The sequence below is a fragment of the Paenibacillus sp. J22R232 genome, from assembly GCF_056269165.1.
Map to the genome: position 1 here is coordinate 284,853 of NZ_JBWDNK010000005.1, position 26,628 is coordinate 311,480.

Sequence of the window (26,628 nt, forward strand, 5' to 3'; positions counted from 1 at the left end):
AATGTCCGCTGCTTGAGAAGCAGAACTCGTTACTGGGCTTTAATTGGCTCGCGCGATGCCTCGTCAGTGAACTCGAAGGCAATGGAATAACCGATAAACAGGCCCCAAAGCAGAAACACGCATAGCTCCGTATAAAGCGTATTCCAGCCTTCTTTCCGGATGCCGTCCGTGATTTGGAGCAGCGGCCCTACAGCAACGAATAATACCGCCCACCATACTGCGCCATACACAACGCCGGGCCATGGTCCGCGCAGCTTGCCCAATGCCGCTTTGTACAGCAATGCGGCTGCGATCGAGAACAGTACGAAAAATCCGATCCCCACAACCTCGCCCCACGCTGTCTTTAAAAACGATTCTTTAAAAAACGGATCTGCCGCAAAGCCGGGAAGCACTTTCGTGAATTTCATCTCATAAAACATCCAGCGTATGATTCCCCATATCAGCCCTGCGAAAAAACCAATCTGAACCGGATAGAGCCATGGATTCGTATGATGCTGCTGCTTGTCGTAACCGTTTCTCCTATTGTTACCCGCCATCATGAAAGCCCCCAATCCTATTTATTGCCTTACTCGGATTAGTATGTGAAATATTGCAGATCCGTAACCACGGTCCGTTGGCCTTTTATGGCTCACCTTACATTTTGCCGACGTTGGCATTTGGCTATTAGATCAAGTACAATAGACTTACAAAGTTAAAGGTACATTCGTCGCAAAAGCGCAGACGATATTCTACTCAAGGATGGTGACAAGCTCTTGCCGCAAGACTCCCGAAGCATTTATGGCGGACAAGCGGTTATTGAAGGCGTGATGTTTGCAGGCAAACACGTTAACGTAACGGCTGTTCGGCGCAAGAATGATGAAATCGTATTTTATGAAGTGCCCCGTACCACTAAGAGCTGGATTCAAGCTCTGAAGAAAATTCCGCTCGTTAGAGGCGTGGTCGGCATACTGGAATCAAGCGCCAAAGGCTCTCAGCATTTGAACTTCTCCATGGAGGCCTATGCAGAGGATGAAGCCGGCGAAGAAAAACAGCAACAAGTTCAAGAGCAAGCGCCAATCGTTAAAGAAGAGAAGAAACAAGGCTGGAGCCTCAGCATGATCGTAGGCGTTGCCGTCGCCGGCGTGCTTTCCTTCATCTTCGGCAAGCTCATTTTTACCGCCGCTCCGGCTGCGCTTGAAGAATTGCTTTTCTCAGGGGTATTTGAGAACAAAGTTGGTCATAACCTGTTAGAGGGTCTTATCAAAATCATCTTACTGCTCGCTTATTTGTATTTCATATCGATGACACCGTTAATCAAGCGTCTGTTTCAATATCACGGTGCTGAGCATAAAGTAATCAGCGCATACGAAGCCGGCGAAGAGCTATCCATTCGCAACGTGCAAAAGTACAGCAGGCTGCACTATCGCTGCGGCTCAAGCTTTATCGTATTTACGGTAATCGTTGGCGTCGTCGTCTATTCCCTTCCGATCTTCACTTGGGATACGATCTGGGAACGCGTTTATATCCGCATCCTGCTGCTGCCGTTAGTGCTCGGCTTATCCTACGAGGTACTTCGCTGGACGAACGCACTGCGTGAAATCCCTGTACTTCGCTACTTAGGATATCCTGGGCTTTGGCTTCAACTGCTTACAACGAAAGAACCTCGCGATGAGCAGGTTGCCGTTTCCATCGCATCTTTCAATCGGATGCTCGAGCTCGACAAGCAAATGAAATAAAGGAAGCTAAGAACTAGAAAGGCGGTATTGAGCATGAGCAGATCATCCGGGAAATGGAATGTATGGTCGATCACGTTACTCGCTCTGCTAGTCATTGGACTCGCTAACAGCATGGTTACAAATCTAATGAGTTTTATTATCCCGATCGTGATACTAGGCGGCATTTTCTTGCTTTATAAATATCCGCCTTCATTCTTGCGAACTGGCGGATCCCAGCGAAGCCGAACCCATGTCACGCCTAGCAGGGCAACCGCAGCTAAAACCAAACCAAAGAAGCCGCGTTCCAAAACGATGCCGTTCCGCGTTATCGAAGGCGGCAAAGATGATGATAATTTACCCAAGTATCATTGAAATAACATGACACAAAAAGGTCTGGAGCATCTTAGCTCCAGACCTTTTCTGTATCATTATGTATTACTCGCTGTCCATCTCCGCACGAACGGCACGAAGCTCGTCCATTCTTTGTGAATCCCTTCGGAAATATTCAACTAAAGTTTCAATACATGTAATGGAATCCCAGCTCAGATGATGCTCAATGCCTTCAACATCCTGATAAATATTCTCATCCTGTACGCCAATCGTGGTAAGGAAGGATTCCAGCAGCTGATGGCGATCAACGAGCCGCTTGCCCATTTTCTTCCCCTTGTTGGTCAATACAAGACCGCGATACTTCTCGTAAATCAGATAGTTATCCTTGTCCAGCTTCTGGATCATTTTGGTTACAGAGGACGGATGAACCTCTAGTCCTTCCGCAATATCCGAGACACGCGCGTACCCCTTTTCATCAATGAGCTTATAAATTCTTTCCAAGTAGTCTTCCATGCTCGGTGTCGGCACTGAAGAACCCCCTAACCATACTTCTTCACCTTACTTCGTAGGCGTTACTCTTAGTATCATACACTGTCCGCTGCTTGCACTGCAACCCGTACTCCTGATCAAAACTCCCGCAAATCATAATTCACGCTGAAACTTACCAGATTCAGCAGCGAACTTCCGTCACACAATAAGATGACTCATTATTGAATCAACCTATGGAGGAATGACGATGAGCACAACTGTGATTGAACGCCCCAGAACGAACCGCTCCACCCTTTCCTTCGTTCCCGAGCTTGTATATTTTGAACCATCCGCGTTGGATTATCCGAAGGGGCAGCGCATATTTGAATGGGTGAAGAAAGAAGGCATTCCTTATAGAATGACTACTTCCCATAATCGCATTACGAATTTGCCTGGTGATACCGAGCTCGAACAATACAAAATAGCTAAAAGAACGCTTGTCGTCGGTATTCGCAAAACGTTAAAATTCGATACCTCGAAGCCATCAGCTGAATATGCCATTCCGATTGCTACCGGCTGCATGGCTCACTGCCATTATTGCTACTTGCAGACAACCTTAGGCGCCAAGCCATATATAAGGGTCTACGTCAATATGGACGATATTTTGAATGCCGCACAAGGTTATATCGATGAACGAAAGCCGGAAATAACCCGCTTTGAAGCCGCATGTACTTCCGATCCCATCGGTCTTGAGCCGATCACAGGCAGCCTTAGGGAGCTCGTTGACTTCATGGGCACGCAAGAGCATGGACGCCTTCGGTTCGTAACTAAATTCCATCATGTCGACTCGCTTCTTGACGCCAATCATAACGGGCATACAAGGATTCGTTTCAGCGTGAATGCCAAATATGTCATTAAAAACTTCGAACCAGCTACCTCAAGCTTCGAACAGCGCATTGAGGCCGCCGCAAAGGTAGCTAGAGCCGGCTATCCGATGGGCTTCATCATTGCTCCGATCATTTGGCATGAAGGCTGGGAAGAAGGCTACGGCGAGCTAATAGCTGCTCTTGCTGCACAGCTTCCCTCCGATGTTACCAAGGATTTGACCTTTGAGCTGATTCAGCATCGATTCACAAAAACGGCTAAGGCGGTGATCGAGAAGCGCTACCCACGAACGAAGCTCGAAATGGATATCGAAAAACGCAAATACAAATGGGGCCGATGGGGACAAGGAAAATACGTATACCCTGATGAACAAGCAAATGCGCTCCGCATGTACTTATCGGAGCGCATTTTCGAGCATTTCCCTGAGGCGAAAATTGAGTACTTCACTTAATGAAGCGATGAATTCGAATGCCGATTAAAATGCCAGCCATTCCGGCGTAATCATGTTAAGCCAAATGGTAATTTTGGTCATTTGATCCGTGAACAGCAACAGTCCCATTAAAATCATGACAGCCCCGCCGATTTTCATAACTATAGCGGAGTATTTCAATATCCATCTCGCCGTGCCTAAGAAAAAAGCAAGAACGAAAAAAGGGATAGCAAAGCCTAGCGCATAGGCAGTCGTTAGTTGAAACCATGTACCTGGCTCTGTTGCAGCAAGCCCTAGGATCGCAGTCAATGCCGGTCCCATGCATGGCGTCCAGCCCGCGGAAAACCCGATTCCAAAAATAAATGAGCTGACATAATTGGCTTTCTTAGGAATGAGATTCATCCTTCTTTCCTTTAACAGCAGCTGAGGCTGGAAGAGGCCGATCAGGAACAAACCCATCAGTATGATCAGAATTGCGGATAATTGCCGGATAAGCTGTCTATATTCGCTGAAGAATTCAGCAAAGACATTCGTACCGTAGCCTAACGCATAATAAACGGTACAAAAACCTAAAATAAAAAACAACGTATGCGACATCGTTCGCATGCGTTTTTGCTTCGCGTTTGAATTCTCCTTTAAATCCGCGACCGAAATACCCGTTATGTAGGAAAGATACGAGGGGTAAAGCGGCAAGCAGCAAGGTGAAATAAACGACGCAAAGCCGGCACCGAAGGCCAGCCATATGTTAATGTCCGACAACCCCTTTTCCCCCTATCGACATTTAACTGCCTGCGCGTACTCCGCGCCGAAATACGAGCAATAAAAGCAATACTGCGATCAGCAGCAAAACGATCGTTCCGCCTGGCGCCAGGTTCCATATTCCTGCGATCAGCAAGCCCGCTACAACCGCCAGCTCGCCAATGATGACTACGGTAATAACGCTTTGACGAAAGCTTTTTGCAATAATCAGGCTGCAAGCAGCAGGAATCGTAAGCAATGCCGATACGAGAAGCGCGCCAACGATTTTGATCGAAACGCTAATAACAAGCGCAGTAAGCACGCTAATCATAACATTATAGAATTTCACGGGCAAGCCGCTGACCGCAGCCGCATCCTCATCGAAGGTAATCAAAAAAAGCTCCTTCACCTGAAACCAAATCGCAATGAGTACGACGACCGTAACGCCGCCAATCACATATAGGTCTGTGCTGTTCAAGGTATAGATGCTGCCGAATAGATAGCTGTTCACATTGTTGTTGAAGCCCTTCCCCATCGTGAACAGCAATGAGGCCAGCGCAACTCCGCCGCTCATAATGATTGCGATGGACAGCTCCGCATAAGATTTATATGCTTTGCGAAGCTTTTCTATGGCAAAGGAAGCGGCAATCGCGAATATTAATCCGACCGCGATCGGGTATACCCCGATTAAAAACCCTAGCGCTACGCCAGCTATCGAGACGTGGGACAACGTATCCCCAATCATGGACAGCCTGCGAAGCACAAGAAATAAGCCCATCAGCGGAGCAGTTACCCCAATGAGCAACCCGCCAATAAGGGCCCTTTGAAAAAACTCGCTAGTTACGATCTCCAATCAAAACAACCTCTTTCCTGCTCTCCATTTGCTCTCTAAGGCCTTTTAAGCTATGCGCCAGGTCATTCTCGACGCAATCCTGCGTTTCATGCGAATGCTTAATATGAAATTTAAGCTTTCCGTTCGACGCGGCCGGTTCCTGCCCGAGATAAGAACGAATCATATCCAGATCATGCGATACCATCAAAAACGTAATGTTATGATGCTGGTGCATATGCTTGATCATATGAAAGAAGCTTTCCTGCGTCTCGGTATCGATGCCTACCGTTGGCTCATCCAATATGAGCAGCGAAGGATTGTTGATGAGCGCCCTCGCCAAAAATACGCGCTGCTGCTGGCCGCCGGACAGCTGACCGATACGCTTGTCCTGCAAATCATCGATGCCCATCGCATGCAAGGCATCTTCGCATTTCTTGTAATCCTCTTTGTTCATTCGCTTGAACAGCTTGCTCCGGCCGAACAGGCCTGATAGCACAACCTCGCGAACCGTCGCCGGAAACAACGGATTTAATGAATTTTTCTGAGGCACGTAGCCAATGCGCTCCCACTGCTTGAAGCGGTCAACCTTTTCTCCGAATAAACGAATGGTTCCGCTCGTAGGCTTCAGCAAGCCGACAATCATCCGCAGCAATGTGGTTTTGCCGGCGCCGTTCGTTCCAATCAATCCGATAAAGTCGCGTTCCTTCACCGCGAAGCTGAGATCCGAAATAACAGACTGCTGCTGGAACGAAAAGGAAACGCCTTCCAATGAAATAACCTCTTGGTGGCAATTAGCGCCTGTATTTGTCATTCGATTTGCTTGCGCCATTATTTCTCTCCTCACAGCAATACGGAGCTGAATCAGCTCCGTAGGATTGCCTTTTGTTCTATTGTAATGCTTGCACAAGATTTTGCAAGTTTCGTTCCATAAGCGTTAAGTAGTTTTCCCCGCTCTTTTCTTGGTCGTTCGTCAAGCCTTCAAGCGGATTGAGCACCATCGTCTCCACGTCAGCCTCGCTAGCCAGCGTCTGTGCTAACTGATCGGATACGAGCTCTTCAAAAAAGATATATTTGACGCCGTTTGCTTTTACGAACTTCGCAATTTCCAGCAAATCCTGCGCGCGCGGCTCCGCATCGGGGCTTAAACCCATAATGGAAACCTGCTTGAGCCCATAATCCCGTGCCAAATATCCGAATGCCTGATGCGAGGTTACGATATTTTTATTAGCCGTTTGCGCAAGCTTGGCGGTATAATCGCCATCAATCGCTTCAAGCTTAGCAATGAGCGCTTTATAATTTGCTTCATAGTCGGCTTGGTTGGCGCTATCGACTTCTATTAGGCTGTTCTTTACATTCTCGGCTAGCTTTAGCGCCGATTTCGGGCTTACCCACGTATGCGGATCCAATCCTCCGTGATCATGCGCTTCCTCATCTGCATGCTCTTCCTCATGTTCATGCTCGTGCTCATCCTCATGTTCCGCTTCCGAGCCGTCCAGCAAAGTGATGCCTGTGCTGATTTCCTTGGTCACGACTGTGCTGTCTTTAGACAATCCCTTTAGAAAACCGTCAACCCATCCTTCAAGGCCGGCTCCGTGATATAGAAAAAGCTGAGCATCGGACGCTGTGTCCAAATCGCGGCTTTTCGGCGTCCAATCATGCGGCTCGACACCGGCTGCTACTAGATTAACGGCAGCAACATGGCTTCCGCCTATTTCCGATGCAAGAAAATATAGGGGATAAAAGCTTGTTACTACGCTTATCGGCTTTGCCGCTTCATCCGTACCCGAGTTTCCATTCGAGGTATTCGCAGCATTGGTAGCACCCGCAGCAGGCGAAGTATCTTCCGTATTATTACCGCAGGCTGCCGCGAACAGCAGCATGGCTGTCAAAAGGAAGCCCAGCGCCGCCTTGCGAACCTTTTTTGATGAATGATTCATTTTAGTATCTCTCCATTTCCGTTCTTCTTCGTAATCGTTATTATTACGTTTTGTATTATACGACGCCTTTTAGGAGACTGTCAACCCCGTCTGACGGAATAACGAGATAGGCTGAAGATTGATGCGTTTCGGTATGGTTATTTATTTTTGCCAATTCATGCAGCTAAAAGTCTATGAACAACATCCCACTATTAGAAATAAAAAAAGGCGCCCTGGCTGTCTCTCGACAGCCAGAACACCGCTTCTTGCTTACGGCAAATCGCATGCTTTTATTTCACTACCGCACCATTTGGCATCTCATCCGGCACCGTTGACAGCGTCAGCTGATCGCCATATGAAGCAGCAAGAATCATGCCCTGTGACCATTCCCCGCGCAGCTTAACCGGCTTCAGGTTCGTCACGCATATGACCTTGCGTCCCACCATCTGCTCCGGCGTATAAAATTTGGCAATGCCAGAAACAACCTGTCTCTGCTCATAGCCAAGGTCAAGCTGCAGCTTCAGAAGCTTATCTGCTTTATGGACGGGCTCTGCCGCAATAACCTGCGCTACGCGGAGCTCTACCTTAGCAAAGTCATCGATTGCAATTTCTTCCTTGCTGCCCGTTGGCACTGCTTTCGCCTCATTCGAGGAGTCTGCTGCAGCTGCTGCTTCGCTCTCCTGCCCGGCTGCTTGCGCCTGCTCTGCTCCGCCGCCCATTTCAGCTGCTATAAAGGCCGCTTCTTCCAGCGTATCAAGCCGCGGGAACAATGGCGAGCCTTTGCTCACTTTCGTACCGCCAGGCAATGCTCCGAACTGCTTCGTGCTCTCCCAAGCCGTAAGCTCACCAGGCTCAAGCCCAAGCTGCTTCCACATTTCCCTAGGGGAATGGGTCAAGAACGGCTGAAGCAGAATCGATACAATGCGAAGCGATTCCGCGAGATGATGCATGACGGACGCCAGCTCGCCTTTTTTGGCTTCATCCTTTGCAAGCGCCCAAGGCTGCGTTTCGTCGATATATTTGTTTGTCCGGCTAACAAGCTGCCAAAGCGAAGCTAACGCTACCGAGAATTCCATATTCTCAAGCGCAGCTTCTACCAGGCCGACTGTTTCCGTGGACAATTTCTGCAGCGATTCATCAAAATCCGTTACCGTGCCTGCGAAAGCAGGGATTTCGCCATCGAAGTATTTGTCAATCATCGCGATTGTTCGGTTCAACAAGTTGCCCAAATCGTTAGCCAAGTCGAAATTGATCCGCTCAACGAAATTTTCCGGCGTAAATGTCCCATCAGCGCCAAACGGCACTTCACGTAGGAGATAGTAACGAAGCGCATCCAGCCCGTACCGGTCGATCAGCATGACCGGATCTACGACATTGCCCTTTGACTTGGACATTTTGCCATCCTTCATCAGCAGCCAGCCATGCGCAAAAACCTTCTTCGGAAGCGGAAGATCCAGCGCCATCAGCATGATCGGCCAATAAATCGTATGGAAACGTACGATTTCCTTCCCAACCAGATGAACGTCGGCTGGCCAGAAGTCGCGGAATTTCTGATCCTTTCCTTCGTCTCCATAGCCTAGAGCCGTAATATAGTTGGACAACGCATCAATCCACACGTAGATGACGTGCTTCGCATCGCCCGGAACCTTTACGCCCCAATCAAACGTCGTCCGCGAAACGGCCAAATCCTCAAGACCTGGTTTAATGAAATTGTTGATCATTTCGTTCTTGCGTGATTCCGGCTGTATGAAGCCAGGATTATCTTCATAATATTGCAGGAGACGGTCGGCATAGTTGCTCATGCGGAAGAAATAGCTCTCCTCTTTCACGAGCTCGACAGGACGGCCGCAGTCCGGACAATTTCCGTTCTCAAGCTGGCGCTCCAAGAAAAAGGATTCGCATGGCGTACAGTACCAGCCTTCGTATGTCCCCTTGTAAATATCATCCTGCGCGAGCAGCTGCGCGAAGATTTTCTCGACAATCACCTTATGGCGGTCCTCTGTCGTACGGATGAAATCATCATTGGAAATTTCGAGCTTTGCCCAAAGTTCCTTGATCCCCACGACAATATCGTCAACAAACTGCTGCGGAGTCTGGTCCTTTTCCTTCGCTTTTCGCTCGATCTTCTGGCCGTGCTCATCCGTTCCCGTCAAATACCACACGTCAAAGCCGCGCAAGCGCTTGTAGCGTGCCATGGCATCGCCGGCTACCGTAGTGTAGGCATGCCCGATATGAAGCTTGTCGCTCGGATAATAGATCGGCGTCGTAATATAAAACGTATTTTTCTTCGTCATCAGACTGCCTCCTCATTTCAATATAACGATAAAAAAACGCAAAAAACTCCCGTCCATATGGGACGAGAGTTGTAACTCACGCGGTACCACCCAAATTTCAATCCAGAATTAGCCGTTATTCCGACCATTCCAGAAAGCTTCGTGTGCCGCCTCGCAGGCGGCTATCGCCGTTAACGCCAGCTTCGCGTCGCCCCCTTACCCAGCACATGCGCTGCGGCTTGAGAACGAATCCTCCCGGACCATTTTCTAATAGCGTTCCTTGCCGGCTTCCAGCATCGTTCCCGGCTCTCTGTTAAGGTCGTACTATTATACTTATCCGTTCCTCGGATATATAGAGAAATATTGCTAACATTGTAACCCTTTATAACTCAAAATATACCGAAACAGATCCCCTTCTGTCAAGGTGCATCTATCTTGGTGCCCGGCACTGGCGGTACCGGATCATAACCCCCGGCATGAAAGGGATGGCAGCGCGCGATTCTCTTCACGGCAAGCCACGATCCTCTCGCGGCACCATGCTTCTCAATCGCCTCTAGCGCATACATGGAGCATGTAGGGTAGAAGCGGCATGACGGTGGCGTAAGCGGCGAGATTACCTTGCGGTAGAAGTGGATCGGAGCCTGCGTTACTCTACGCATTACTCGTTTATCCGGCATTACACTCCGCTTGCTGCGGACTCTTCCTGCACGCATGCTTTGCAGTAGCCGAATACTTCGAATTTATGCTTCACGACTTGAAAGTCATCCGGTACGTTCGTTTGTTCCATAGGGCAGAACGTAATCGGATACGTTTTGCCGCATTGCAGGCATATCATATGGTGATGATGGTCGTTCTCTCTGCAATGAAGCTTAAACTTGCCGCCATCCTCGAATATAACCTGTTCCAGCACGCCCAGCTCTTCCATCACGCGAAGATTGCGGTACACGGTATCAAAACTGAGGCCTGTATACGATTTGCCCATATACTCGTAAACTTCTTTAGGAGCCAAGTAACCTTGGGTCTCCGAAAATAGCTTAGCCAACGTTTTTCGTTGGTCCGTGATTCTCAATCCTTGACTAGACATGCGTCGTATAATGTCTTCCATTGTATGCATATGTCGAACCTCCGGACTAAAAATGGTATACCTCCATAATGACGAAAAAAAAAGCTCTCGTCAATGAGAGCCTTTACTTATCCATTCAATCTCATATTAATCATAAAGCTCGCAGACATGGCCACGAACAATACGATGCTTAGAATGCCTACCAGCATTCGCCTCATGTTGAGCTTTCTAATGCGCAGGGCGTCATTCGACTGCCGCTTCGCCTCCGTGTAGGAGCGATGCATAAACATGTAGGTTACAACGGAAACAACGAAAAATAAATTAACGACAAACCATATCAATGTCCAGGTCAAGCTTTTACCTCCGGTCGCGATAACCTATAGGCCGACTATAGATACCATTTGTTTAGTATGAACATAAAGACGACGAAGCTAACGATAGCTCCAGCAAAGCTGAACCAGCCTGTCCGAAATTTTTGCTGGAACATGCGAAGAATTCCGAAGCTTAGCAATCCGAAAATAAGCATTAAAAAAACGATTCCGAGTATGAATAACGAAGCAGAAACACTGCTTACATCGACTAGTGACACCGAGCACACTCCCTTTTTGCTAATATGTACATGTTCATTAGACATTATAAGGGATAGAGATGCCATTAGCCAACCGTAAACCCTGTCGATTTCGTGACAAATAGAGCACACATCTAACGATGCATGCCCCGATTGGCGCACCATCTCCGTTACCAGCGAACAATCGCTTCATGATAGCTGCGGTTTGTCGGCCGTTTCTGCAGCTTTACCTTCAGCACTGCGTCCTGCAGCTGCGTCTTGCACAATCGAGGCTTCACAAGCTTAGGCAGCTTAATCGTCTCGACTTTGCCCCCTGGCAATCCCTCTAGCCGCAATCGGTCCTCACGCACGAACAATCGCAGCTGCTCTTTATCAAAGCCGTCAGGCAAATTTATTTTGACATGAACAAAATGCCGCGTCTCGGAAAAGGTTGCTGATCCTCCGCCGATCATGGCCCCTGCCGCTTCAGGCAGCGCTTTAGTCATCATTTTGCGCACATATTGCTCCACCCAATCCGGCTCTCGAAGCAGCTCGAACCCTTTCGGCAGCTGCTGCCTCTCCATCCACCGTTCCATATCATCCCATTTGGATGCCACAAGCAAACACCCGCCTTCCAGCACTTCTGCCAGTATATGCTTCCTTTGTTGCCTTGGATACATGCAAGAAGGGAACCTCTGGGCGAATGCCGCATAAGATGTAACACGAATCATACAAAATCAACTATCCCACGAAAAAGGAGGATGCTCATGCCAGCAGTAGTCGGTTTTGTCAAAATTGTAAGCATAGGGTCCGGCTCCATCGTTCAATTCGGCGATTCCTTGGAAGTGTCTCCTACAAGCAGCTCCAAGACCTATGCCGGATCAGGGTCGTTCCTTACCGGCAGCCTAACAAACTCCAACAACGCTGTGAGCGCAACGAATTCGATCGATCCTGATGTTCAAGACAATACGAGCAATGAAGTGAATGCACTATGAGTCTCACTATTCATCAGCAAATTACGATTCATCAGCTTCGCGTTGACAGTGTTTCGAACAGCTCCGTGCTGCAGGTCGGCAGCGCAGGATCGATCCGTTCGCTATCGCAGCTCTATAATACAGGAGGATTCACAGGACCTGCACCGGAGCTAGGCGCGGATAACCCGCTCTCTTTTGTTCCGCTGCCCAATCCATCCTAGCAAGCAGCATCCAGCCTATCACGTAAAGGAGGAGCAGTCGCATGCAGCAGCCAAACCCATTGTCTCCTTGGCAAATGTGGTCACTTGAGGTGCAAAATAAGCTTAAAGAGCAGCAAGAGCAGCTCGAGGCGCTCAGCGCCAAGGTGCTTGATTTGTGTGAACAGATCAAGCAGCTCGAAGCTCGGCCTACGTACAACATCGAGAGCATTGAATACCACTTCGACCAACTGAAGGTCGATAAGCTGGATGGCACATTGAACATCGGCATGACTGCTCCTGGGATGGGCGATGAGACCTTTCCAGGCAGCATCGAGCAGCTTGCCGTATCCAAGCCGGAGGTTTTTCCGTCTGCCGGACCAACAATTCCTGATCCAGGCCCGGTATATAACGAGGTTTTCAATGAAATGACCCGTTATTTGGATGCAGGAGCTCCGCAAACGCTGCTTGCCTATGAGAATCAATTCGGCATACCTCTGGACCCCTACCACCGAAAAATCATCATAGAAGATGTTCGAAAACAGGTACCTACGCGTATTCATTTCTACATGCAGCAAAAGGAAAAAGGCTCGGATGCGAAGCAAGCGGCCGAAGATCATCCCGCTGCTGCCGCAGACGTCCTTACCAAAACGAGAAGGGATGCCGATGCAGCTCTATACGCTTATATGAGACAGCTGCAGACTGGATCTCCATCATCTGGAGGAATGGCATAATGCTTCACTTCACAGTGGTCAATCATCATTTATGCGTCGGTCAAATTGAAATTCTTGGCGTATCCAGCGCATCCATGCTGCAGGTAGGGGATACCGACAGCGTTACATTATACTCCATGTTTGATACCCCGCCAGAATCCGTAGTCGTCGGTCCGCTCGCCCCCTTCCCGCTCCCCGAGGACGCAGGCGGGACGATGGGCGAATCCTGAAGGAGATGAGTCGCCTATGAATGTCCAGGATGAACATACCTATCCGATCCGAACGGCAAACGTTGGCTCAATCTGTATCATAAGCGTAGCGCAAGCGGGTACGATTCAATTCGGCGACCGTGCAGAGACGCATGCAATGCTTCGAGCGCTGGCACTCCAAAGGCAAGAAGACCATACGACGGCAGGAGACATCTTTTTTGAATCCTATACGCTATTCTACCTTCCGCTGCCCGTTCTCGTTGATCCTGATTACGATAATGGAGAAGTCGTGTCCGTCGTACGTGTTAATTGTTCTCCGAACATTACGGTTGGGAACATCCAGGTCATAGCCGCTGGCTCCTCCGCAAGCATTCAAATCGGCAACGGCATGGAGATGACCGGCGAATCCCGGATCAAGCATATTCGTCAATATCCGCGGCCGAGACCGGTTCCTCCCGTAGGCTGCCCATACTAGCTTGCAGGAACGCAATCGCGGATACGATCATAATTAATCTTGCGGATAGGGGCCGATCAGCCCCTATCTTTCTTTTTTCTAAGCCAAATGGAACAGATGGACGAGCAGCAAGCCAAGTCCGGTTAACAGGATCGAGCCGATCAGCCCCGCGAAAAAAGGCTTTTTGCCTAATGTTCTGAACAAGACGAAATCAACCCCCAAGCCTAAGCCTGCCATGGCCATCGCCAATAGCATATAAGCGGTTGTAATCAAATGTTCCGTTATAGCTGAAGGAATGATGCCTAACGTATTTATTCCGCTCATTGCAAGAAAACCGATTATGAACCAAGGAATCGGAAAACTTTTTAAATCCGTCTTCTCGTTGTTGCCCGCTCTCCGGGCGTTCCATATGCCGATCGCAATCGCCACTGGGACGAGCATCGCGACTCTTGTCATCTTCACCATTACTGACATATCGACGGCTATTTGCCCTCCTGGCGCTGCAGCAGCGACTGCATGGGCGATTTCATGGAGCGTTGCTCCCGCGAAGATGCCGTATCCGGCTGCACTTAAGTGCAATACGGGATAGAGAGCCGTATAGGCGATCGAAAACATCGTGCCTAATATGGCTACTGTCGCTGCGCTGATGGCAGTCTCATTATGGCTGGCTTTCAGCTGTGGCGATATAGCGACAACGGCTGCCGCTCCGCAGATAGCTGTTCCGCAGGCCGTCAGAAGCCCGAGGTTTCTGCTGATTCCCATCCATTTGCTCAATCCGTATACGACAATGATCGTAAAAACAATATGAATAGCCGCCATGGCGAATACCTTCGGACCGGCTTGCACGATATCAAGCATATTCAAACGCATGCCCAGCAGAACAATACCTAAGCGAAGCAGCCTTTTGCTCGAAAAAGCAATGCCGCTGCTCGCTGCGTAAGGTATATGCCCCCATGCTCGCAGTGCCATTCCAATCACGATAGCTACAACCAGCTGCCCCATTACATTCAATAACGGCAGCTGGACCATATACTTGGCGACAATAGCAATGAGAGCTGTCAACGCTATTCCTGCTAAGAAATCCATTCGTTTGTTTGACCGGAAAGCCGTCATGCTTCTCATGTTCATTACACGCACCTCTGGATGAAAATTCATTTTTACGATCTATTTGTTTTCACTATAAAGCTCGCAGATCAGGAAGTGAAATACATATAATCGATCTTAATCATTACAAATTGTTATGATAGAAATGGAAATATAATAAACAATCCGTTATTCTTACTATATATTCACAAAATCCATATCCAAAAATGAGGGATTATTATGATAGCAGAGTCGCTGCGCGTCTTCGTGGCTGTTACGGAACAGCGCCATTTCTCAAGGGCAGCCGAGCTGTTGAACCTATCGCAGCCTGGCGTAAGCCAGCATATCCGCAATCTGGAGAACGAGCTGGGCGCGAGGCTCCTGCACCGGTCTCCGAAGTATGTACGGCTGACGGAAGCTGGCGATATATTGTATCAAAAAGCCAAGAAAATCCTACTCTTGTATGAAGAAGCCAAACAGGATATTCATTTATTGCAAAACGAAGTTACCGGCCTGCTTCAGATTGGAGCCAGCTTTACGATTGGTGAATACGTGCTTCCCAAATGCATAGCTGAATTTGCAGCCAAATATCCGCTCGTCATTATGCAGGCAACGATTGGGAATACGGAGGAAATCGTGCAAGCCGTTAGGTCAAATGAGCTGGATATTGGGCTTATCGAGGGTCAGGCATCTGCCTCGGATCTCGTGATTACGCCATTTATGAGAGATGAAATGATTATCGTTGCCCCATCGTCACACCCGCTTGCTGCTCTTCGAATCGCGGATGCCGGGCAGCTTCACGACCAAATATGGGTGCTCAGGGAAAGCGGATCTGGGACCCGCGACTTTAGCGATCGATTTTTCGCAGAGAACAAGCTCGCACAGAAACGATCCTACATCTTTAATAGCAGCCAAAGCGTCAAGGAGGCTGTACTGGCTGGCTTAGGCATCGCGCTGCTCTCCCGCTGGGTAGTGCGCAAAGAGTTGGAAACAGGAGAGTTAATGGAGCTTCCCATTCAGAACGCAAGATTTGAACGGCAATTCTCTATTATCCGGCATAAAGAGGCTCCTCTTTCTTTGGCCGTTACGATGCTGCTTCAGAAGCTGCTATCAGGCTCTGACTGAATTTTGCTTCCATAAGTGCCCTAAACAACGCTTCCGTCTTCGACTTTCGCCGCCTTCTCCCGCATATACATAGGGCAACTAAGGTTGCAAAGGGTGAGCGTGCCATATGGATTCGAACCGAATTCGGGAACAGATAGATCGAATGGCGGCAGATCTGCTAGGCCAGCAGTCGCAAGACGGAGCCTGGCGGATGTGCTTCGATTCAGGAACCATGACAGACAGCTACTTGATTATCGCATTGCGGTTGCTCGGCAGGGCAGATGAGCATCTTATCCGAATGCTGGCAGCTCGAATTGCTTCCAAGCAAGAGGCTAACGGGTCTTGGAAAGTGTATCCCGATGAATCCGGAGGCAATTTGGACGCGACGGCCGAAGCCTATTTCGCCTTGCTCTACGCAGGGTATTATTACGAAGACGATCCGCGGATGGTGCATGCTAAGCAATTCATTCTCCAACGCGGCGGCTTGGCTGAAGCCCGCAGCCTGCTGACGCAGGTGATGCTGTCTGCTACTGGGCAGGCAGAGTGGCCGCGCCTGTTGCGGATTCCGCTGGAAGCCTTTTTCTCGGATTCCGGGATAGGCCTTGACTTATTCTCCTTGTCCGGACACGCGCGTGTACATCTCGTTCCCATATTAATCATGGCCAATAAACAATTCGTGCTCCGTTCCATGACGATGCCTAACCTCTCCGCCTTGTATGTCGGGAGCTCGCGCGCCTTCAAGAATGATTCAACCTGGATATCTGCACTCAGCGGCTTTATCTCCAGCTTGCCTTTATCCAGCTTGCTAGAGCACCATTCCGAGAAAGCGCTCGGGGATGCAGAAAAATTCATGTTCGATCGGATCGAGCCGAACGGCACGCTGCTCACCTTTTCCACCGCGACGATTCTCATGATTTTAGCTTTGGTTGCACTCGGCTATTCCCCCCAATCCCCAGCCGTCAACCGGCTGCTGGGAGGGATCCTTTCGTTAATATGCAGGGGCAGGCCTCATCTGCAGGTTGCGTCTTCTGAAATATGGGATACTGCCATGCTCAGCTACGCGTTAAGAGAAGCGGGACTGCCTCCCCACCATCCAGCCATGGAACGAGCCGGAGCTTACCTGCTGGAGAAACAGCAATTCCGTACCGGTGACTGGGCTAAGCGCATGCCTCATACGCCTGCCGGAGGCTGGGGTTTTTCCGATGTGAATACCCTATACCCCGACGTCGACGATAGCGTTGCTTCGCTTCGGGCGGTACGTCCGTACGCGACGGAAGAGAACGGATTAATTGCCAATTGGCAAAGAGGGTTGAATTGGACACTCGCTATGCGGAATGAGGACGGCGGCTGGCCTGCGTTTGAACGGAAAGGAAAACAGCTTCCTGCGAGCTTTTTCACCTTTGAAGGCTCCTCCGATATTTCGACCGATCCTTCAACCGTTGACTTAACGTGCCGCATGCTAAGTTTTCTAGGTAATGAGCTTGAAATGACGATCAGCCAGCAGTGGCTGGGCGACAGCGTGAGGTGGGTGCTTTCGCAGCAAAGACGAGACGGCAGCTGGTACGGCAGATGGGGAATCGCCTATATCCATGGCACCGGAGCAGCCATTCAGGGCATGATGGCCGTTGGCGTATCGCCTGACCACCCCGCTATCCGAAAAGCGTTGAAATGGCTCCTAAGCATACAGAATTCGGATGGCGGTTGGGGTGAATCCTGCTCAAGCGATAAAGTAAAGCATTATGTGCCTCTTCATGCCAGCACGCCTTCGCAAACCGCATGGGCGCTTGACTCTTTAATCGCCGTGTACGATAAACCTACGCCTGCCATGGAAAAAGGGATGGAAGCTCTCCTGCATTTGCTGGCAAAGCGTGACGGTGCTTATAGCTATCCAACTGGCGCCGCTCTTCCCGGCAGCGTATATGTCCATTATCCGAGCAACAATTATATTTGGCCCATGCTCACTCTCAGTGCCTATGCCAAAAAATACGGGATATAGCCATACGTATTTCCGCACAAAAAAAACAGCCGAGCTGCTCGGCTGTTTGGGCTATACGTATTTTTGTTGGAAAGCGGCAATGCTCGCGTATTCCTCTGTCAGAAGCCTTGAAACCCGTATATAAATGCGCATGAGCTCCGCGTAGATTTCGGCGTTTTTCTTATTCGGCAAATGAAAATGCGATCCTCCGACCATATCTTCCACGGCCGATAAGGAGTCGATTTCCCCTAAGCTGTATAACCCGAGGATGACTGCGCCTAGGCATGAGCTCTCGATGCTCTCGGGTACGTGAAGCTCTTGGTCGAATATATCCGCCATCATCTGACGCCATAGCTCCGATCTGGCAAATCCGCCTGTCGCCTGTATTTTCGTAGGCTTTCCAGTCAGCTCTTCGAGTGCCATCAGCACGCTGTATAAATTAAAAATGACGCCTTCCAGAGCCGCACGAATGAGATGCTCCTTCTTATGATGCAAGCCCAATCCGAAATAAGACCCGCGCGCATTCGCATCCCATAGAGGCGCTCTCTCTCCCGACAAATAGGGGTGGAAAATAAGTCCGTCCGAGCCTGGTTTGACCTTTGCCGCGAGCTCCGTCAGCAGCTCATAAGGGTCGATGCCCTGCTGCTTGGCAATATTGACTTCCTCGGTGCCAATTTGATCCCGCACCCATCGAAAGATCATTCCGCCGTTATTGACAGGCCCGCCAATTACCCAGAGCTTCTCCGTCAACGCGTAGCAAAAAATTCTCCCTTTCGGGTCCGTTACCGGCTTGTCCGTTACCGCGCGGATTGCTCCGCTTGTCCCAATCGTAACCGCGACAACGCCCGGTTCAATCGCGTTGACGCCAAGGTTCGAGAGCACGCCGTCGCTAGCTCCGACTACGAACGGCATGGAAGCCGGCAGGTTCATTTGCTTCGCGTAGACTTCAGACAAGCCTTCCAGCTTGTAGGTGGTCGGGACAAGCTCAGACAAGCGATCAGGTGTTACCCCTGCCACGCTTAACGCTTCCTCATCCCACTGTAGGTTGACCAGATTAAACAGACCCGTTGCGGACGCGATCGAGTAATCGATCACATACCTGCCAAACAGCTTAAAGAATACATATTCTTTTATTGAAATAAATTTATATGCGCGGTCAAACAGCTCTTTATGATCATGGCGCAGCCATGTAAGCTTTGATAACGGCGACATCGGATGAATAGGGGTTCCTGTACGCAAATAAATTTCATGGCCGTTCCATTCGTTTTTAATTTTATTGGTCCACTCCATGCTGCGATTATCCGCCCATGTGATGCAGCTTGTAATAGGCAGCCCATCATGATCGACCGCGATGACGCTATGCATGGCAGAGCTGAAGGACACGCATAAAATATCTTCAGGCTGCACATTGCTTTTGGCAACGGCTTGTCCGATCGTTCCCAACACAGCGTTAAAAATCTCCTCCGGATCCTGCTCTGCGATCGCAGGCGACGGTGAATGCAGCGGATATTCAATCCCGTGGCTAGCAACGATTGAACCTGCTGCTGTAAACAGGACCGACTTCGTGCTCGTCGTGCCAATATCTACGCCAATCACATATTTAGTAGCCATTTCCATACCCCCTTATGCATTAGCTCGAAATAGGATTACCCTTGTATAAATATAACAATAACGCTCTTGCCTCGTTTATTCAATGCGCTGCCTTACGAGCTTACCACGCTATGTCCGCCGAACTCGTTGCGGAGCGCTGCCACGACCTTCCCGGAGAACGTATTCTCTTCAAGCGAACGGTATCTCATTAGAAGGGATAAGGCAATGACGGGTGTCGCGGTTTGCAAATCCAAGGCCGTTTCCAATGTCCACTTGCCTTCGCCGGAAGAGTGCATAATCCCTTTCAGTCCATCCAAGCGCGCATCCTTGGCGAATGCATTCTCCGTCAGCTCCATCAGCCAAGAGCGGATGACGGAACCGTTGTTCCACACTCTTGCGACCTTCTCGAAATCGAAATCGTAGGCGCTTTTCTCCAGCAGCTCAAACCCTTCCGCGATTGCTTGCATCATTCCGTATTCAACGCCGTTGTGCACCATTTTCAAATAATGCCCGCTTCCGCTTTCACCCGCATGCAAGTATCCGTTCTCCACGCAAATATCCATGAAAAGCTGTTCGATGGAATCGAATGCCTCCTTGTTTCCTCCGATCATCGTACATGCGCCGTCCCTGGCGCCAGAAGTCCCTCCGCTTGTCCCTACGTCCAGATAGTGAATCCCTTTCTCCAAGAGCTTCTCGGCTCTTCGAACTGTGTCCTTATAGTTGGAATTGCCTCCGTCAATCAGGATATCCCCTGCTTCTAGCGACTCGCTTGCTTGCTCAATAACCGCCTCCGTTAGCTCGCCTGCCGGTACCATCATCCAAACCGCACGCGGTGCTTTTAGCTCTTGAATCAGCTCTCCGATCGATTGCGCGCCTTTCGCCCCTTCGGCAGCAGCTTTGCTTACCGCTTCTGCATTGACGTCAAATACGATAGCTTGATGCTTATGCTCCAATACGTTCAACATCAAATTGAACCCCATTTTACCTAGCCCGATAATCCCTAGCTCCATCTTTACTCATCTCCTGAAATGTTTTTATCATGATAAAATCCGTCTAGCGTATTCGTCCTTCAGATAGGATCGATCTTCCGTTTATGTTATACTTCTCATGAAATATGCTGATACACGAGGGGAATCAACTATCATGGTTCAGAACATGCTTGGAAAAATCCGTTCATATTATGCGAGATTCAGCGAAAAGGAAAAAAAAATAGCAAATTATATTTTAGAAAATCCAGAAAAAATTATCCATAGCACGATTAACGAGATCGCAGACGATTTGAATGTCGCGGAAGCAACCGTCTTTCGCTTCTGCAAACATATCGGCTATAAAGGCTATCAAGCGATGAAGATAGCGCTAGCTTCCGAAATTATGACGCCTATGCAGCAAATCTATGAAGAAATCAATGAAAATGACAATGAAAAAACGATCGCGGAAAAAGTATTCAAATCAAATATAAGAACGTTGGAAAATACGTTTCAAATCCTGGATGGCGATCACTTTGCCAAAGCCGTTGCTTGGATCGCCCGCGCTAACCGGGTTCACTTCTACGGCATAGGCGGCTCAGGCGTTATTGCGATGGATGCTTTCCACAAATTCATCCGGTCAGGCAAACAAGCCTTTGCCTTTACCGATGCCCACTTCCAGTTAATGTCCGCCGCGCAGCTGACCAAGGATGATGTCGCAGTCGTCATCTCCCATTCCGGCACCAACAAAGACACGATTCGCATATTGAAGACTGCTGGCGAGAATGGTGCCAAGACGATTGCGATAACGGGCTTTCCGAAATCACCGATTAGCCAGCACGCAAACGTTTCGCTTCATACGAGCTCGGATGAAACGGAATACCGCTCTGAGGCTTTAGCATCCAGAATTGGTCAGTTAAGCTTAATCGATGCGCTCTATGTCAATGTCATGATCGCCAACAAGGATCGAGCTAACGTTTCGTTAGAAAAAGTAAGGGAAGCGATCTCCGATACCCGTATTTAAGCCTAGCCGATTTGTACGGAAGAAAGGTGAGCTGCTGGTTTCACAACCGGCAGTTCACCTTTTTTTTCATTTGTTTAGACAACCATGTCCACCGCAAGAATGAGAATAAGCGCGGTGACGGATATGATCGTTTCAAGCGCGGTCCAGGTTAAAAGCGTTTCTTTGACCGTCATACCGAAATATTCCTTGATCATCCAGAAGCCCGAATCATTGACGTGAGACAGAATAAGCGAGCCTGCTCCTGTAGCAAGCACAAGCAGCTCCAAATTCGCTCCAGGCACTACCGCAGCAATAGGAGCAACTATACCCGCAGCTGTCATCATGGATACCGTTGCTGATCCTGTAGCGACCCTGATTAAGGCAGCGATTCCCCAGCCTAATAAAATCGGCGACACATGGGATGAAGTTGCCAAATCCGCAATATATTCTCCGATACCGGAATCAAGCAGCACTCGGTTGAAAGCCCCGCCCGCGCCAATGACAAGCAATATGGTTGCCGTTGGTGCCAGACAGTCGTTTGAGAATTTTAGTACAGTCTCCCTGCTCAGGCCTCTGAAAAACCCTAAACTGAAAAAAGAATATACCGTTGCAATTAAGAGCGCCGTCACCGGATCTCCAATAAATCGCAAAGCTTGGTATAAAGTGCTTTCTTTCTCTAGAAACAGCTCGGCAATGGAGGCTGTGAGCATGAGGATTACAGGCACGAGAACGGTCAAAACCGTATTGAAAAAACCCGGCAACGTTTTCGTTGAATCGGTTTCGGCAAGTTGGTCACCGATTTCCTTAGGCACCGTTTTGTGGATCCGATTGCCGATCCATTGCCCATACAGCGGGCCAGCAATGATGGCCGTAGGCAAACCTACGATAATCGCATATAGAATCGTAATGCCTACATCTGCATTAAATATGCCCACTGCCGCCATCGCGGCCGGATGGGGAGGCACTAGTCCATGCACGACCGACAGCCCGGCTACAAGCGGAACGCCGATCTTGACCAGAGACACGCCAGTCTGCCGCGCGATTGTGAACACAAGCGGAATTAGCAGAACGAAGCCGACTTGGAAAAAAACCGGTATGCCCACGATAAACGCAACGAACATCATCGCCCAATGGACGTTTTTTTCACCAAACCGTTTAATTAGCGTTTGAGCGATTTTCTCAGCGCCGCCGGATTCAGCCATCATTTTTCCAAGCATCGTGCCAAGAGCGAGTACGATGGCTAGGAAACCAAGCGTGTTGCCCATACCTGTCTTGATTGAATCAATAATGCCTGTCCCGCCTGCTTCTGTCGTAAATAGCGGCATTCCGGTTGCAATTCCCACGCCAATCGCGGTTACGATGAGTGAAACGAACGGATTCAGCTTGGCTACCGTGATGAGCAGCAGAAGCACAATGATGGCAGCCAATACGATTAGTAATAACATTTGTGTGCCCTCCTAGGTGTCTTGAAAAATATGCTGAGCAAGCTTTTCAATTATATGAAAAAAAATTTCTCAAATCAATAACTATTTATGAAAAATATTTTATTTTAACGACCGTTTATTTCGTTATGTATTATAAGTAATATCGTTTTTTTCATTCACGCGGCAACTTCCTTTCCCGCTTGGCATAGCAAAAAGAGCCCGCATGCTCCATAAAACAGCATGCGGGCTCTTATGTTGTTGATTCGTTCGACCATGTTAACTGTCTTTGCTCAATTCCTTTTCCAGCCTGAGCTGTTTGTACTTCTCCGCATATTTGCTTACGCTGTGAACAACCGTTGCATGAGACCAGGTAAGCGGTGCTACGGATAGCGGCGATCCGTCGTACGGATTTAACTGTTCAGGCAGCATGCCGCTTTGCAGAGCGTGATCAGACACCCATTGCAACGTTTGGCGCGGTCCTTCAAGCTCTTCAAGTGACTTCGCGGAATCAATCTCAAAGTTAGCAACCCAAAGCGTACATATAATCCATGGATTCCCGGGCACCTTATCGATTTCCCCGGATTGCTGGAAATAATAATCATTCGTATATCTGGCAATACCGCCGATATGCGTTTTGACCTGCAGTCCTTCCTTGATTGCGAGCATCGTCTGCACGACGCGATAATCATCAACCGGCAGCACGCCGAACTCTAGCACGCCGAATAAGCTGCTCTCCAGCGTCATATCCTTCACCCAGCGATTATCCTTCTGGATCAAACCGCGAGCGAATCTACCCGTTTCCTCATCCCACAAATGGGTGATCATTCCTTGCTTGATCATTTCAGCCGTGCCCTTGTAATGATCGCTCCGTTCATAATCACCGAACAGGTCCGTGAAATATGAAGCCGCCATCAGTCCGCCATAAACGGATGCCACGGTGTATGTCCATATCCCGTACCGCTCTTCCCACAAATCGTAGCTCGGCTTCGGCAGCGACAGCGAAGGCTCGATATAAGAGCTTAAGAAAGCGGCAGCTTTTCGTATCAGGTTGCTGTATAAGGATTGCGGGAGCTCGATGACTTGGTTCCTTGAATAATCCTTCCACAAAGCGAACAGGACAAGCGCCGTTTCATCCTCTTGAATCGGCAAACGCCTGCTTCCCTGCACGATATAAGGATGCCAGCTGGATCCTACGGTTCCGTCTGGATTGTACTTATGGTACAAATAGCCATCGGGCGATAAGGCTTGCGCACAGAAATGGAAAAACGGCGCAATCACACTCTGATAACCTGCCATCGACATCGCATCCGCGATTAGCGCGCCGTCACGAGGCCACATATAGCTATAATGGTCACGGTTATACTGCAGGATGTCCGTATCGTTCGCAGCTAATATAGCTCCGCGCTCATCCACTTGCGTACGGACGAGAAGCAAGCTTTGCTTGAACATTTTCACGACGTCATGCGGCAAATCCCCAAGATCCGATTCGGCTCTGCGCAGCCAATGCTTCCAGTAAACCACCATGCGGCTAAGCAGCTTCTCAGGATGGTTATCCTGCACATATTGGTTCAGCTCCTTCACCTCTACGAGGTTTTGGCCGATAGACATCCAATAATAAATCGATTTTTCGTTATGCGGCGGGACGACGGTGCGGAAGCTGATCGTGCTGTCAACCGAGCCTTGCGCGATTGAATTGCCCATCAATACGCCATCTTCGGCGTCGCGCCACGTACCTTCCGCAGAGTGAAATCTTTTGATGCCGGTAGAATACTGTGTCATGCCGCCTTCGTCCGAGAAACCATTGAACATAAAGTAATTGTTCCGCTTGTAATGATACAGCGTATGGTTTTCCGGATAATACACGGCCGTATCCCCGACCTCCGAGCCGTCAATCATCAAGTCCTGATGGAAAAACAAGCGAACCTCTTTCGTGACGTCGGTTTGGTTGCGGATCACGACACGCTTGATATAGATGCATTCCCGCTGATGAATCCCGTCATTCATATGAAGCTCAATGCCTAATCCCTCATGCTTAGCAGTAATATTCGTTACGAGCGAATCATCGATATAATCCAAATCAAACTTCCACTCCGGCTCATCCAGCCAGCTAAAAGCACCCTCAACCCAAATGCCTAAACGGCAATATTGACCGCCTACGTGATTTAACTGTCCAACAAATGGATAATATATATCTCGAATGTAACAGTGCTGATCCAAATTAAGGAGCATCTTTCCGTTGCCGATTACAAGATGACGGGCCATGATTCTTTCTCCTTTCGATGCGCTAAGAGTTGTGAGTAAACGGATATATAGGCTTTGGCGGAGCGATTCCAGCTGTAATCTTCATTACTGCCGTTACTCACGATTTGCTTCCAGACTTCCTCATTGCGATACAGAGCAAGCGCTCTGCGCATGGTGTGCATATAATCATGCGCGTTGTAATTCGCAAAGCTGAAGCCGTTTCCTTCGCCAGTATATTCGTTGTAGGCTTGTACCGTGTCCTTTAGTCCGCCTGTCTCGCGAACAACCGGCACGGAACGGTAGCGCAGCGCTAGAAGCTGACTTAAACCGCAAGGCTCGAATTGTGATGGCATAGCGAATATATCCGAGCCTGCGTAAATCCTGCGGGCAAGTCGATCGTCGTAGCCAATCCATACTTTGAATTTGTCTGGATAGCGGTAGGCCATGTGATTAAAAAACTGCTCGTAGTTTGCGTCGCCTGCTCCAAGCAGCACAAACTGCACGTCCTCTTGCAGCAGCTCTTCAAACGTTGCTGCAATTAGATCGAATCCCTTCTGCTCGACTAAGCGGGATACGATGCCGACAAGCGGAATATCCTCCGAAAGCGGCAGTCCCAGCTCCTGCTGGAGCTCGACTTTGTTCTTTCGTTTCCGGCTTAGCGAATTGCGGTAAGGCACCTCCAACGCGCTGTCGTTCATTGGATCGAACAGCTCATCATCGATGCCGTTCACGATGCCAATCAAATCCTGAGAACGGTATCTCAGCAGCGAGTCCATCTTCTCGCCGAAATATTCGGTTTGAATTTCTTCCGCATACGTGCTGCTGACCGTTGTCAGCTTGTCGGCATATACGAGTCCGCCCTTCATGCAGCTTCCTGCGCCATGGAATTCCAAACTATCGGCTTGAAACATGTCATATCCGACGCCAAGCAAATCCATGAGCAGGTCAATGCCGAACAAACCTTGATACTTCAAGTTATGAATGGTGAATACCGACTTCGTATATGCCCAAGCCGGATCGTAATAATATCTCGTTTTGAGCAAAAAAGGGATTAGACCCGTCTGCCAATCATGGCAATGCACGATATCCGGATGGAAATCCATATACCGCACAGCCTCCATCACCGCGAAGCAGAAAAACACGAATCTTTCCGCGTCGTCGCCATAGCCATACAAACCTTTGCGTTTGAAATAATGCTCGTTATCGATTAAATAATAGGTCACGTCGTCAAACTCTGCCCTTAGCAAGCCGCAATATTGATTGCGCCAGCTGAACGAAACCGTAAAATGAGCGACCTGCTCAAACTGCCCAATAAGCGCAGCCGGAATCTCATCATATTTCGGTAATACGACTCTGGTATCAACGCCCCGCTTGTTCAGCGCCTTAGGGAGCGCCCCTGCAACATCGGCAAGTCCGCCTGTCTTCGCAAGCGGTACCGCTTCAGAGGTTGCGAACAAAATGTTCATAGGATTCTCCTTTCTTATGGACGCCGCATCAGCAATGCATCAACCCAATCAGAA

29 protein-coding genes and 1 other annotated feature are annotated in these 26,628 nt (G+C 49.2%); of the genes, 11 read left to right on the plus strand and 18 right to left on the minus strand.

What is annotated here, in order from left to right; genetic code table 11:
• Window positions 1-29: 29 nt before the first annotated feature.
• Window positions 30-539 carry a YqhR family membrane protein gene (locus tag AC0YN3_RS17895; RefSeq protein ID WP_475776333.1) on the minus strand — a complete coding sequence of 170 codons (510 nt, stop codon included), beginning with the start codon at window positions 537-539 and terminating at the stop codon, window positions 30-32.
• A 213-nt stretch (window positions 540-752) separates the two neighbouring features.
• On the opposite strand from AC0YN3_RS17895, the gene AC0YN3_RS17900 reads away from it, so the two are divergent.
• Window positions 753-1,715, plus strand: a complete 963-nt coding sequence (locus AC0YN3_RS17900) for a DUF1385 domain-containing protein (protein WP_475776334.1) — start codon at window positions 753-755, stop codon at window positions 1,713-1,715.
• A gap of 33 nt (window positions 1,716-1,748) precedes the next feature.
• Window positions 1,749-2,066 (plus strand): hypothetical protein, encoded by a 318-nt coding sequence (locus AC0YN3_RS17905; protein ID WP_475776335.1) that lies wholly within the window; start codon window positions 1,749-1,751, stop codon window positions 2,064-2,066.
• Window positions 2,067-2,129: 63 nt separating this feature from the next.
• Here AC0YN3_RS17905 and mntR read toward each other — a convergent pair whose 3' ends face one another.
• Window positions 2,130-2,552: a transcriptional regulator MntR gene (gene mntR / locus AC0YN3_RS17910; RefSeq protein ID WP_053376766.1), complete on the minus strand. Its 423-nt coding sequence runs from the start codon at window positions 2,550-2,552 to the stop codon at window positions 2,130-2,132.
• A gap of 208 nt (window positions 2,553-2,760) precedes the next feature.
• Here mntR and splB point away from each other — a divergent pair, with 208 nt between their 5' ends.
• Complete coding sequence (gene splB / locus AC0YN3_RS17915) at window positions 2,761-3,828, plus strand: spore photoproduct lyase (protein ID WP_475776336.1); 1,068 nt, start codon at window positions 2,761-2,763, stop codon at window positions 3,826-3,828.
• 24 nt (window positions 3,829-3,852) lie between these two features.
• On the opposite strand, the gene AC0YN3_RS17920 is transcribed toward splB, so the two are convergent.
• From AC0YN3_RS17920 to AC0YN3_RS17965, 10 genes are all read right to left on the minus strand, one after another.
• The gene (locus tag AC0YN3_RS17920) at window positions 3,853-4,566 is read right to left on the minus strand and encodes a cytochrome c biogenesis CcdA family protein (RefSeq protein WP_475776337.1); all 714 of its coding nucleotides are present in this window, start codon (window positions 4,564-4,566) and stop codon (window positions 3,853-3,855) included.
• A gap of 22 nt (window positions 4,567-4,588) precedes the next feature.
• A complete protein-coding gene (locus AC0YN3_RS17925) occupies window positions 4,589-5,398 on the minus strand; it encodes a metal ABC transporter permease (protein ID WP_475776338.1) in 810 nt (269 codons plus the stop codon).
• Window positions 5,382-6,206, minus strand: coding sequence for a metal ABC transporter ATP-binding protein (locus AC0YN3_RS17930; protein ID WP_475776339.1), 825 nt, complete (start codon window positions 6,204-6,206; stop codon window positions 5,382-5,384). Before AC0YN3_RS17930 ends, AC0YN3_RS17925 begins: the two co-directional genes overlap by 17 nt.
• 58 nt (window positions 6,207-6,264) lie before the next feature.
• Complete coding sequence (locus AC0YN3_RS17935; protein ID WP_475776340.1) at window positions 6,265-7,314, minus strand: metal ABC transporter solute-binding protein, Zn/Mn family; 1,050 nt, start codon at window positions 7,312-7,314, stop codon at window positions 6,265-6,267.
• A 269-nt stretch (window positions 7,315-7,583) separates the two neighbouring features.
• Complete coding sequence (gene metG / locus AC0YN3_RS17940) at window positions 7,584-9,587, minus strand: methionine--tRNA ligase (protein WP_475776341.1); 2,004 nt, start codon at window positions 9,585-9,587, stop codon at window positions 7,584-7,586.
• 55 nt (window positions 9,588-9,642) lie between these two features.
• Window positions 9,643-9,920, minus strand: a binding site (T-box leader).
• A gap of 65 nt (window positions 9,921-9,985) precedes the next feature.
• On the minus strand, window positions 9,986-10,225 hold the full coding sequence (gene yidD, locus AC0YN3_RS17945; protein ID WP_475776342.1) for a membrane protein insertion efficiency factor YidD: 240 nt from the start codon (window positions 10,223-10,225) through the stop codon (window positions 9,986-9,988).
• A gap of 17 nt (window positions 10,226-10,242) precedes the next feature.
• The gene (locus tag AC0YN3_RS17950) at window positions 10,243-10,680 is read right to left on the minus strand and encodes a Fur family transcriptional regulator (RefSeq protein ID WP_138753383.1); all 438 of its coding nucleotides are present in this window, start codon (window positions 10,678-10,680) and stop codon (window positions 10,243-10,245) included.
• Window positions 10,681-10,757: 77 nt separating this feature from the next.
• Window positions 10,758-10,982 (minus strand): hypothetical protein, encoded by a 225-nt coding sequence (locus tag AC0YN3_RS17955; RefSeq protein WP_475776343.1) that lies wholly within the window; start codon window positions 10,980-10,982, stop codon window positions 10,758-10,760.
• 35 nt (window positions 10,983-11,017) lie between these two features.
• Window positions 11,018-11,218: a hypothetical protein gene (locus AC0YN3_RS17960; protein WP_183571600.1), complete on the minus strand. Its 201-nt coding sequence runs from the start codon at window positions 11,216-11,218 to the stop codon at window positions 11,018-11,020.
• Between the two features lie 149 nt (window positions 11,219-11,367).
• Entirely contained in the window at window positions 11,368-11,856 is a 489-nt protein-coding gene (locus AC0YN3_RS17965) for an Hsp20/alpha crystallin family protein (protein WP_475776344.1), read from the minus strand.
• An 87-nt stretch (window positions 11,857-11,943) separates the two neighbouring features.
• On the opposite strand from AC0YN3_RS17965, the gene AC0YN3_RS17970 reads away from it, so the two are divergent.
• Genes AC0YN3_RS17970 through AC0YN3_RS17990 form a run of 5 tightly spaced genes read left to right on the plus strand, consistent with a single transcriptional unit; the run spans window position 11,944 to window position 13,744 of the window.
• Window positions 11,944-12,171 (plus strand): spore germination protein, encoded by a 228-nt coding sequence (locus AC0YN3_RS17970; protein WP_441942177.1) that lies wholly within the window; start codon window positions 11,944-11,946, stop codon window positions 12,169-12,171.
• Window positions 12,168-12,371, plus strand: coding sequence for a spore germination protein GerPB (locus tag AC0YN3_RS17975; RefSeq protein ID WP_475776345.1), 204 nt, complete (start codon window positions 12,168-12,170; stop codon window positions 12,369-12,371). Before AC0YN3_RS17970 ends, AC0YN3_RS17975 begins: the two co-directional genes overlap by 4 nt.
• A gap of 41 nt (window positions 12,372-12,412) precedes the next feature.
• The gene (gene gerPC / locus AC0YN3_RS17980) at window positions 12,413-13,081 is read left to right on the plus strand and encodes a spore germination protein GerPC (protein ID WP_475776346.1); all 669 of its coding nucleotides are present in this window, start codon (window positions 12,413-12,415) and stop codon (window positions 13,079-13,081) included.
• Entirely contained in the window at window positions 13,081-13,290 is a 210-nt protein-coding gene (locus AC0YN3_RS17985; RefSeq protein ID WP_475776347.1) for a hypothetical protein, read from the plus strand. The genes gerPC and AC0YN3_RS17985 overlap by 1 nt, the downstream gene beginning before the upstream one ends.
• 16 nt (window positions 13,291-13,306) lie before the next feature.
• Entirely contained in the window at window positions 13,307-13,744 is a 438-nt protein-coding gene (locus AC0YN3_RS17990; RefSeq protein WP_475776348.1) for a spore germination protein GerPE, read from the plus strand.
• A 78-nt stretch (window positions 13,745-13,822) separates the two neighbouring features.
• Here the strand turns inward: AC0YN3_RS17990 and AC0YN3_RS17995 are convergent, their stop codons facing one another.
• Window positions 13,823-14,845 carry a YeiH family protein gene (locus tag AC0YN3_RS17995; RefSeq protein WP_475776536.1) on the minus strand — a complete coding sequence of 341 codons (1,023 nt, stop codon included), beginning with the start codon at window positions 14,843-14,845 and terminating at the stop codon, window positions 13,823-13,825.
• Window positions 14,846-15,046: 201 nt separating this feature from the next.
• On the opposite strand from AC0YN3_RS17995, the gene AC0YN3_RS18000 reads away from it, so the two are divergent.
• Entirely contained in the window at window positions 15,047-15,931 is an 885-nt protein-coding gene (locus AC0YN3_RS18000) for a LysR substrate-binding domain-containing protein (protein WP_475776349.1), read from the plus strand.
• 106 nt (window positions 15,932-16,037) lie between these two features.
• Complete coding sequence (locus tag AC0YN3_RS18005; protein WP_475776350.1) at window positions 16,038-17,906, plus strand: squalene cyclase; 1,869 nt, start codon at window positions 16,038-16,040, stop codon at window positions 17,904-17,906.
• A 51-nt stretch (window positions 17,907-17,957) separates the two neighbouring features.
• Here the strand turns inward: AC0YN3_RS18005 and gntK are convergent, their stop codons facing one another.
• Window positions 17,958-19,496 carry a gluconokinase gene (gntK, locus tag AC0YN3_RS18010; RefSeq protein ID WP_475776351.1) on the minus strand — a complete coding sequence of 513 codons (1,539 nt, stop codon included), beginning with the start codon at window positions 19,494-19,496 and terminating at the stop codon, window positions 17,958-17,960.
• 92 nt (window positions 19,497-19,588) lie between these two features.
• On the minus strand, window positions 19,589-20,485 hold the full coding sequence (gene gnd / locus AC0YN3_RS18015) for a phosphogluconate dehydrogenase (NAD(+)-dependent, decarboxylating) (protein WP_475776352.1): 897 nt from the start codon (window positions 20,483-20,485) through the stop codon (window positions 19,589-19,591).
• Between the two features lie 133 nt (window positions 20,486-20,618).
• Here gnd and AC0YN3_RS18020 point away from each other — a divergent pair, with 133 nt between their 5' ends.
• Window positions 20,619-21,464: a MurR/RpiR family transcriptional regulator gene (locus AC0YN3_RS18020; protein ID WP_475776353.1), complete on the plus strand. Its 846-nt coding sequence runs from the start codon at window positions 20,619-20,621 to the stop codon at window positions 21,462-21,464.
• A gap of 74 nt (window positions 21,465-21,538) precedes the next feature.
• Here AC0YN3_RS18020 and AC0YN3_RS18025 read toward each other — a convergent pair whose 3' ends face one another.
• The 3 genes from AC0YN3_RS18025 to glgA form a co-directional block, all read right to left on the minus strand.
• Entirely contained in the window at window positions 21,539-22,888 is a 1,350-nt protein-coding gene (locus AC0YN3_RS18025; RefSeq protein WP_475776354.1) for a GntP family permease, read from the minus strand.
• A gap of 255 nt (window positions 22,889-23,143) precedes the next feature.
• Window positions 23,144-25,129 (minus strand): glycoside hydrolase family 15 protein, encoded by a 1,986-nt coding sequence (locus tag AC0YN3_RS18030; RefSeq protein ID WP_475776355.1) that lies wholly within the window; start codon window positions 25,127-25,129, stop codon window positions 23,144-23,146.
• Window positions 25,111-26,574, minus strand: a complete 1,464-nt coding sequence (gene glgA, locus AC0YN3_RS18035; protein ID WP_475776356.1) for a glycogen synthase GlgA — start codon at window positions 26,572-26,574, stop codon at window positions 25,111-25,113. Before glgA ends, AC0YN3_RS18030 begins: the two co-directional genes overlap by 19 nt.
• Window positions 26,575-26,628: the final 54 nt, after the last annotated feature.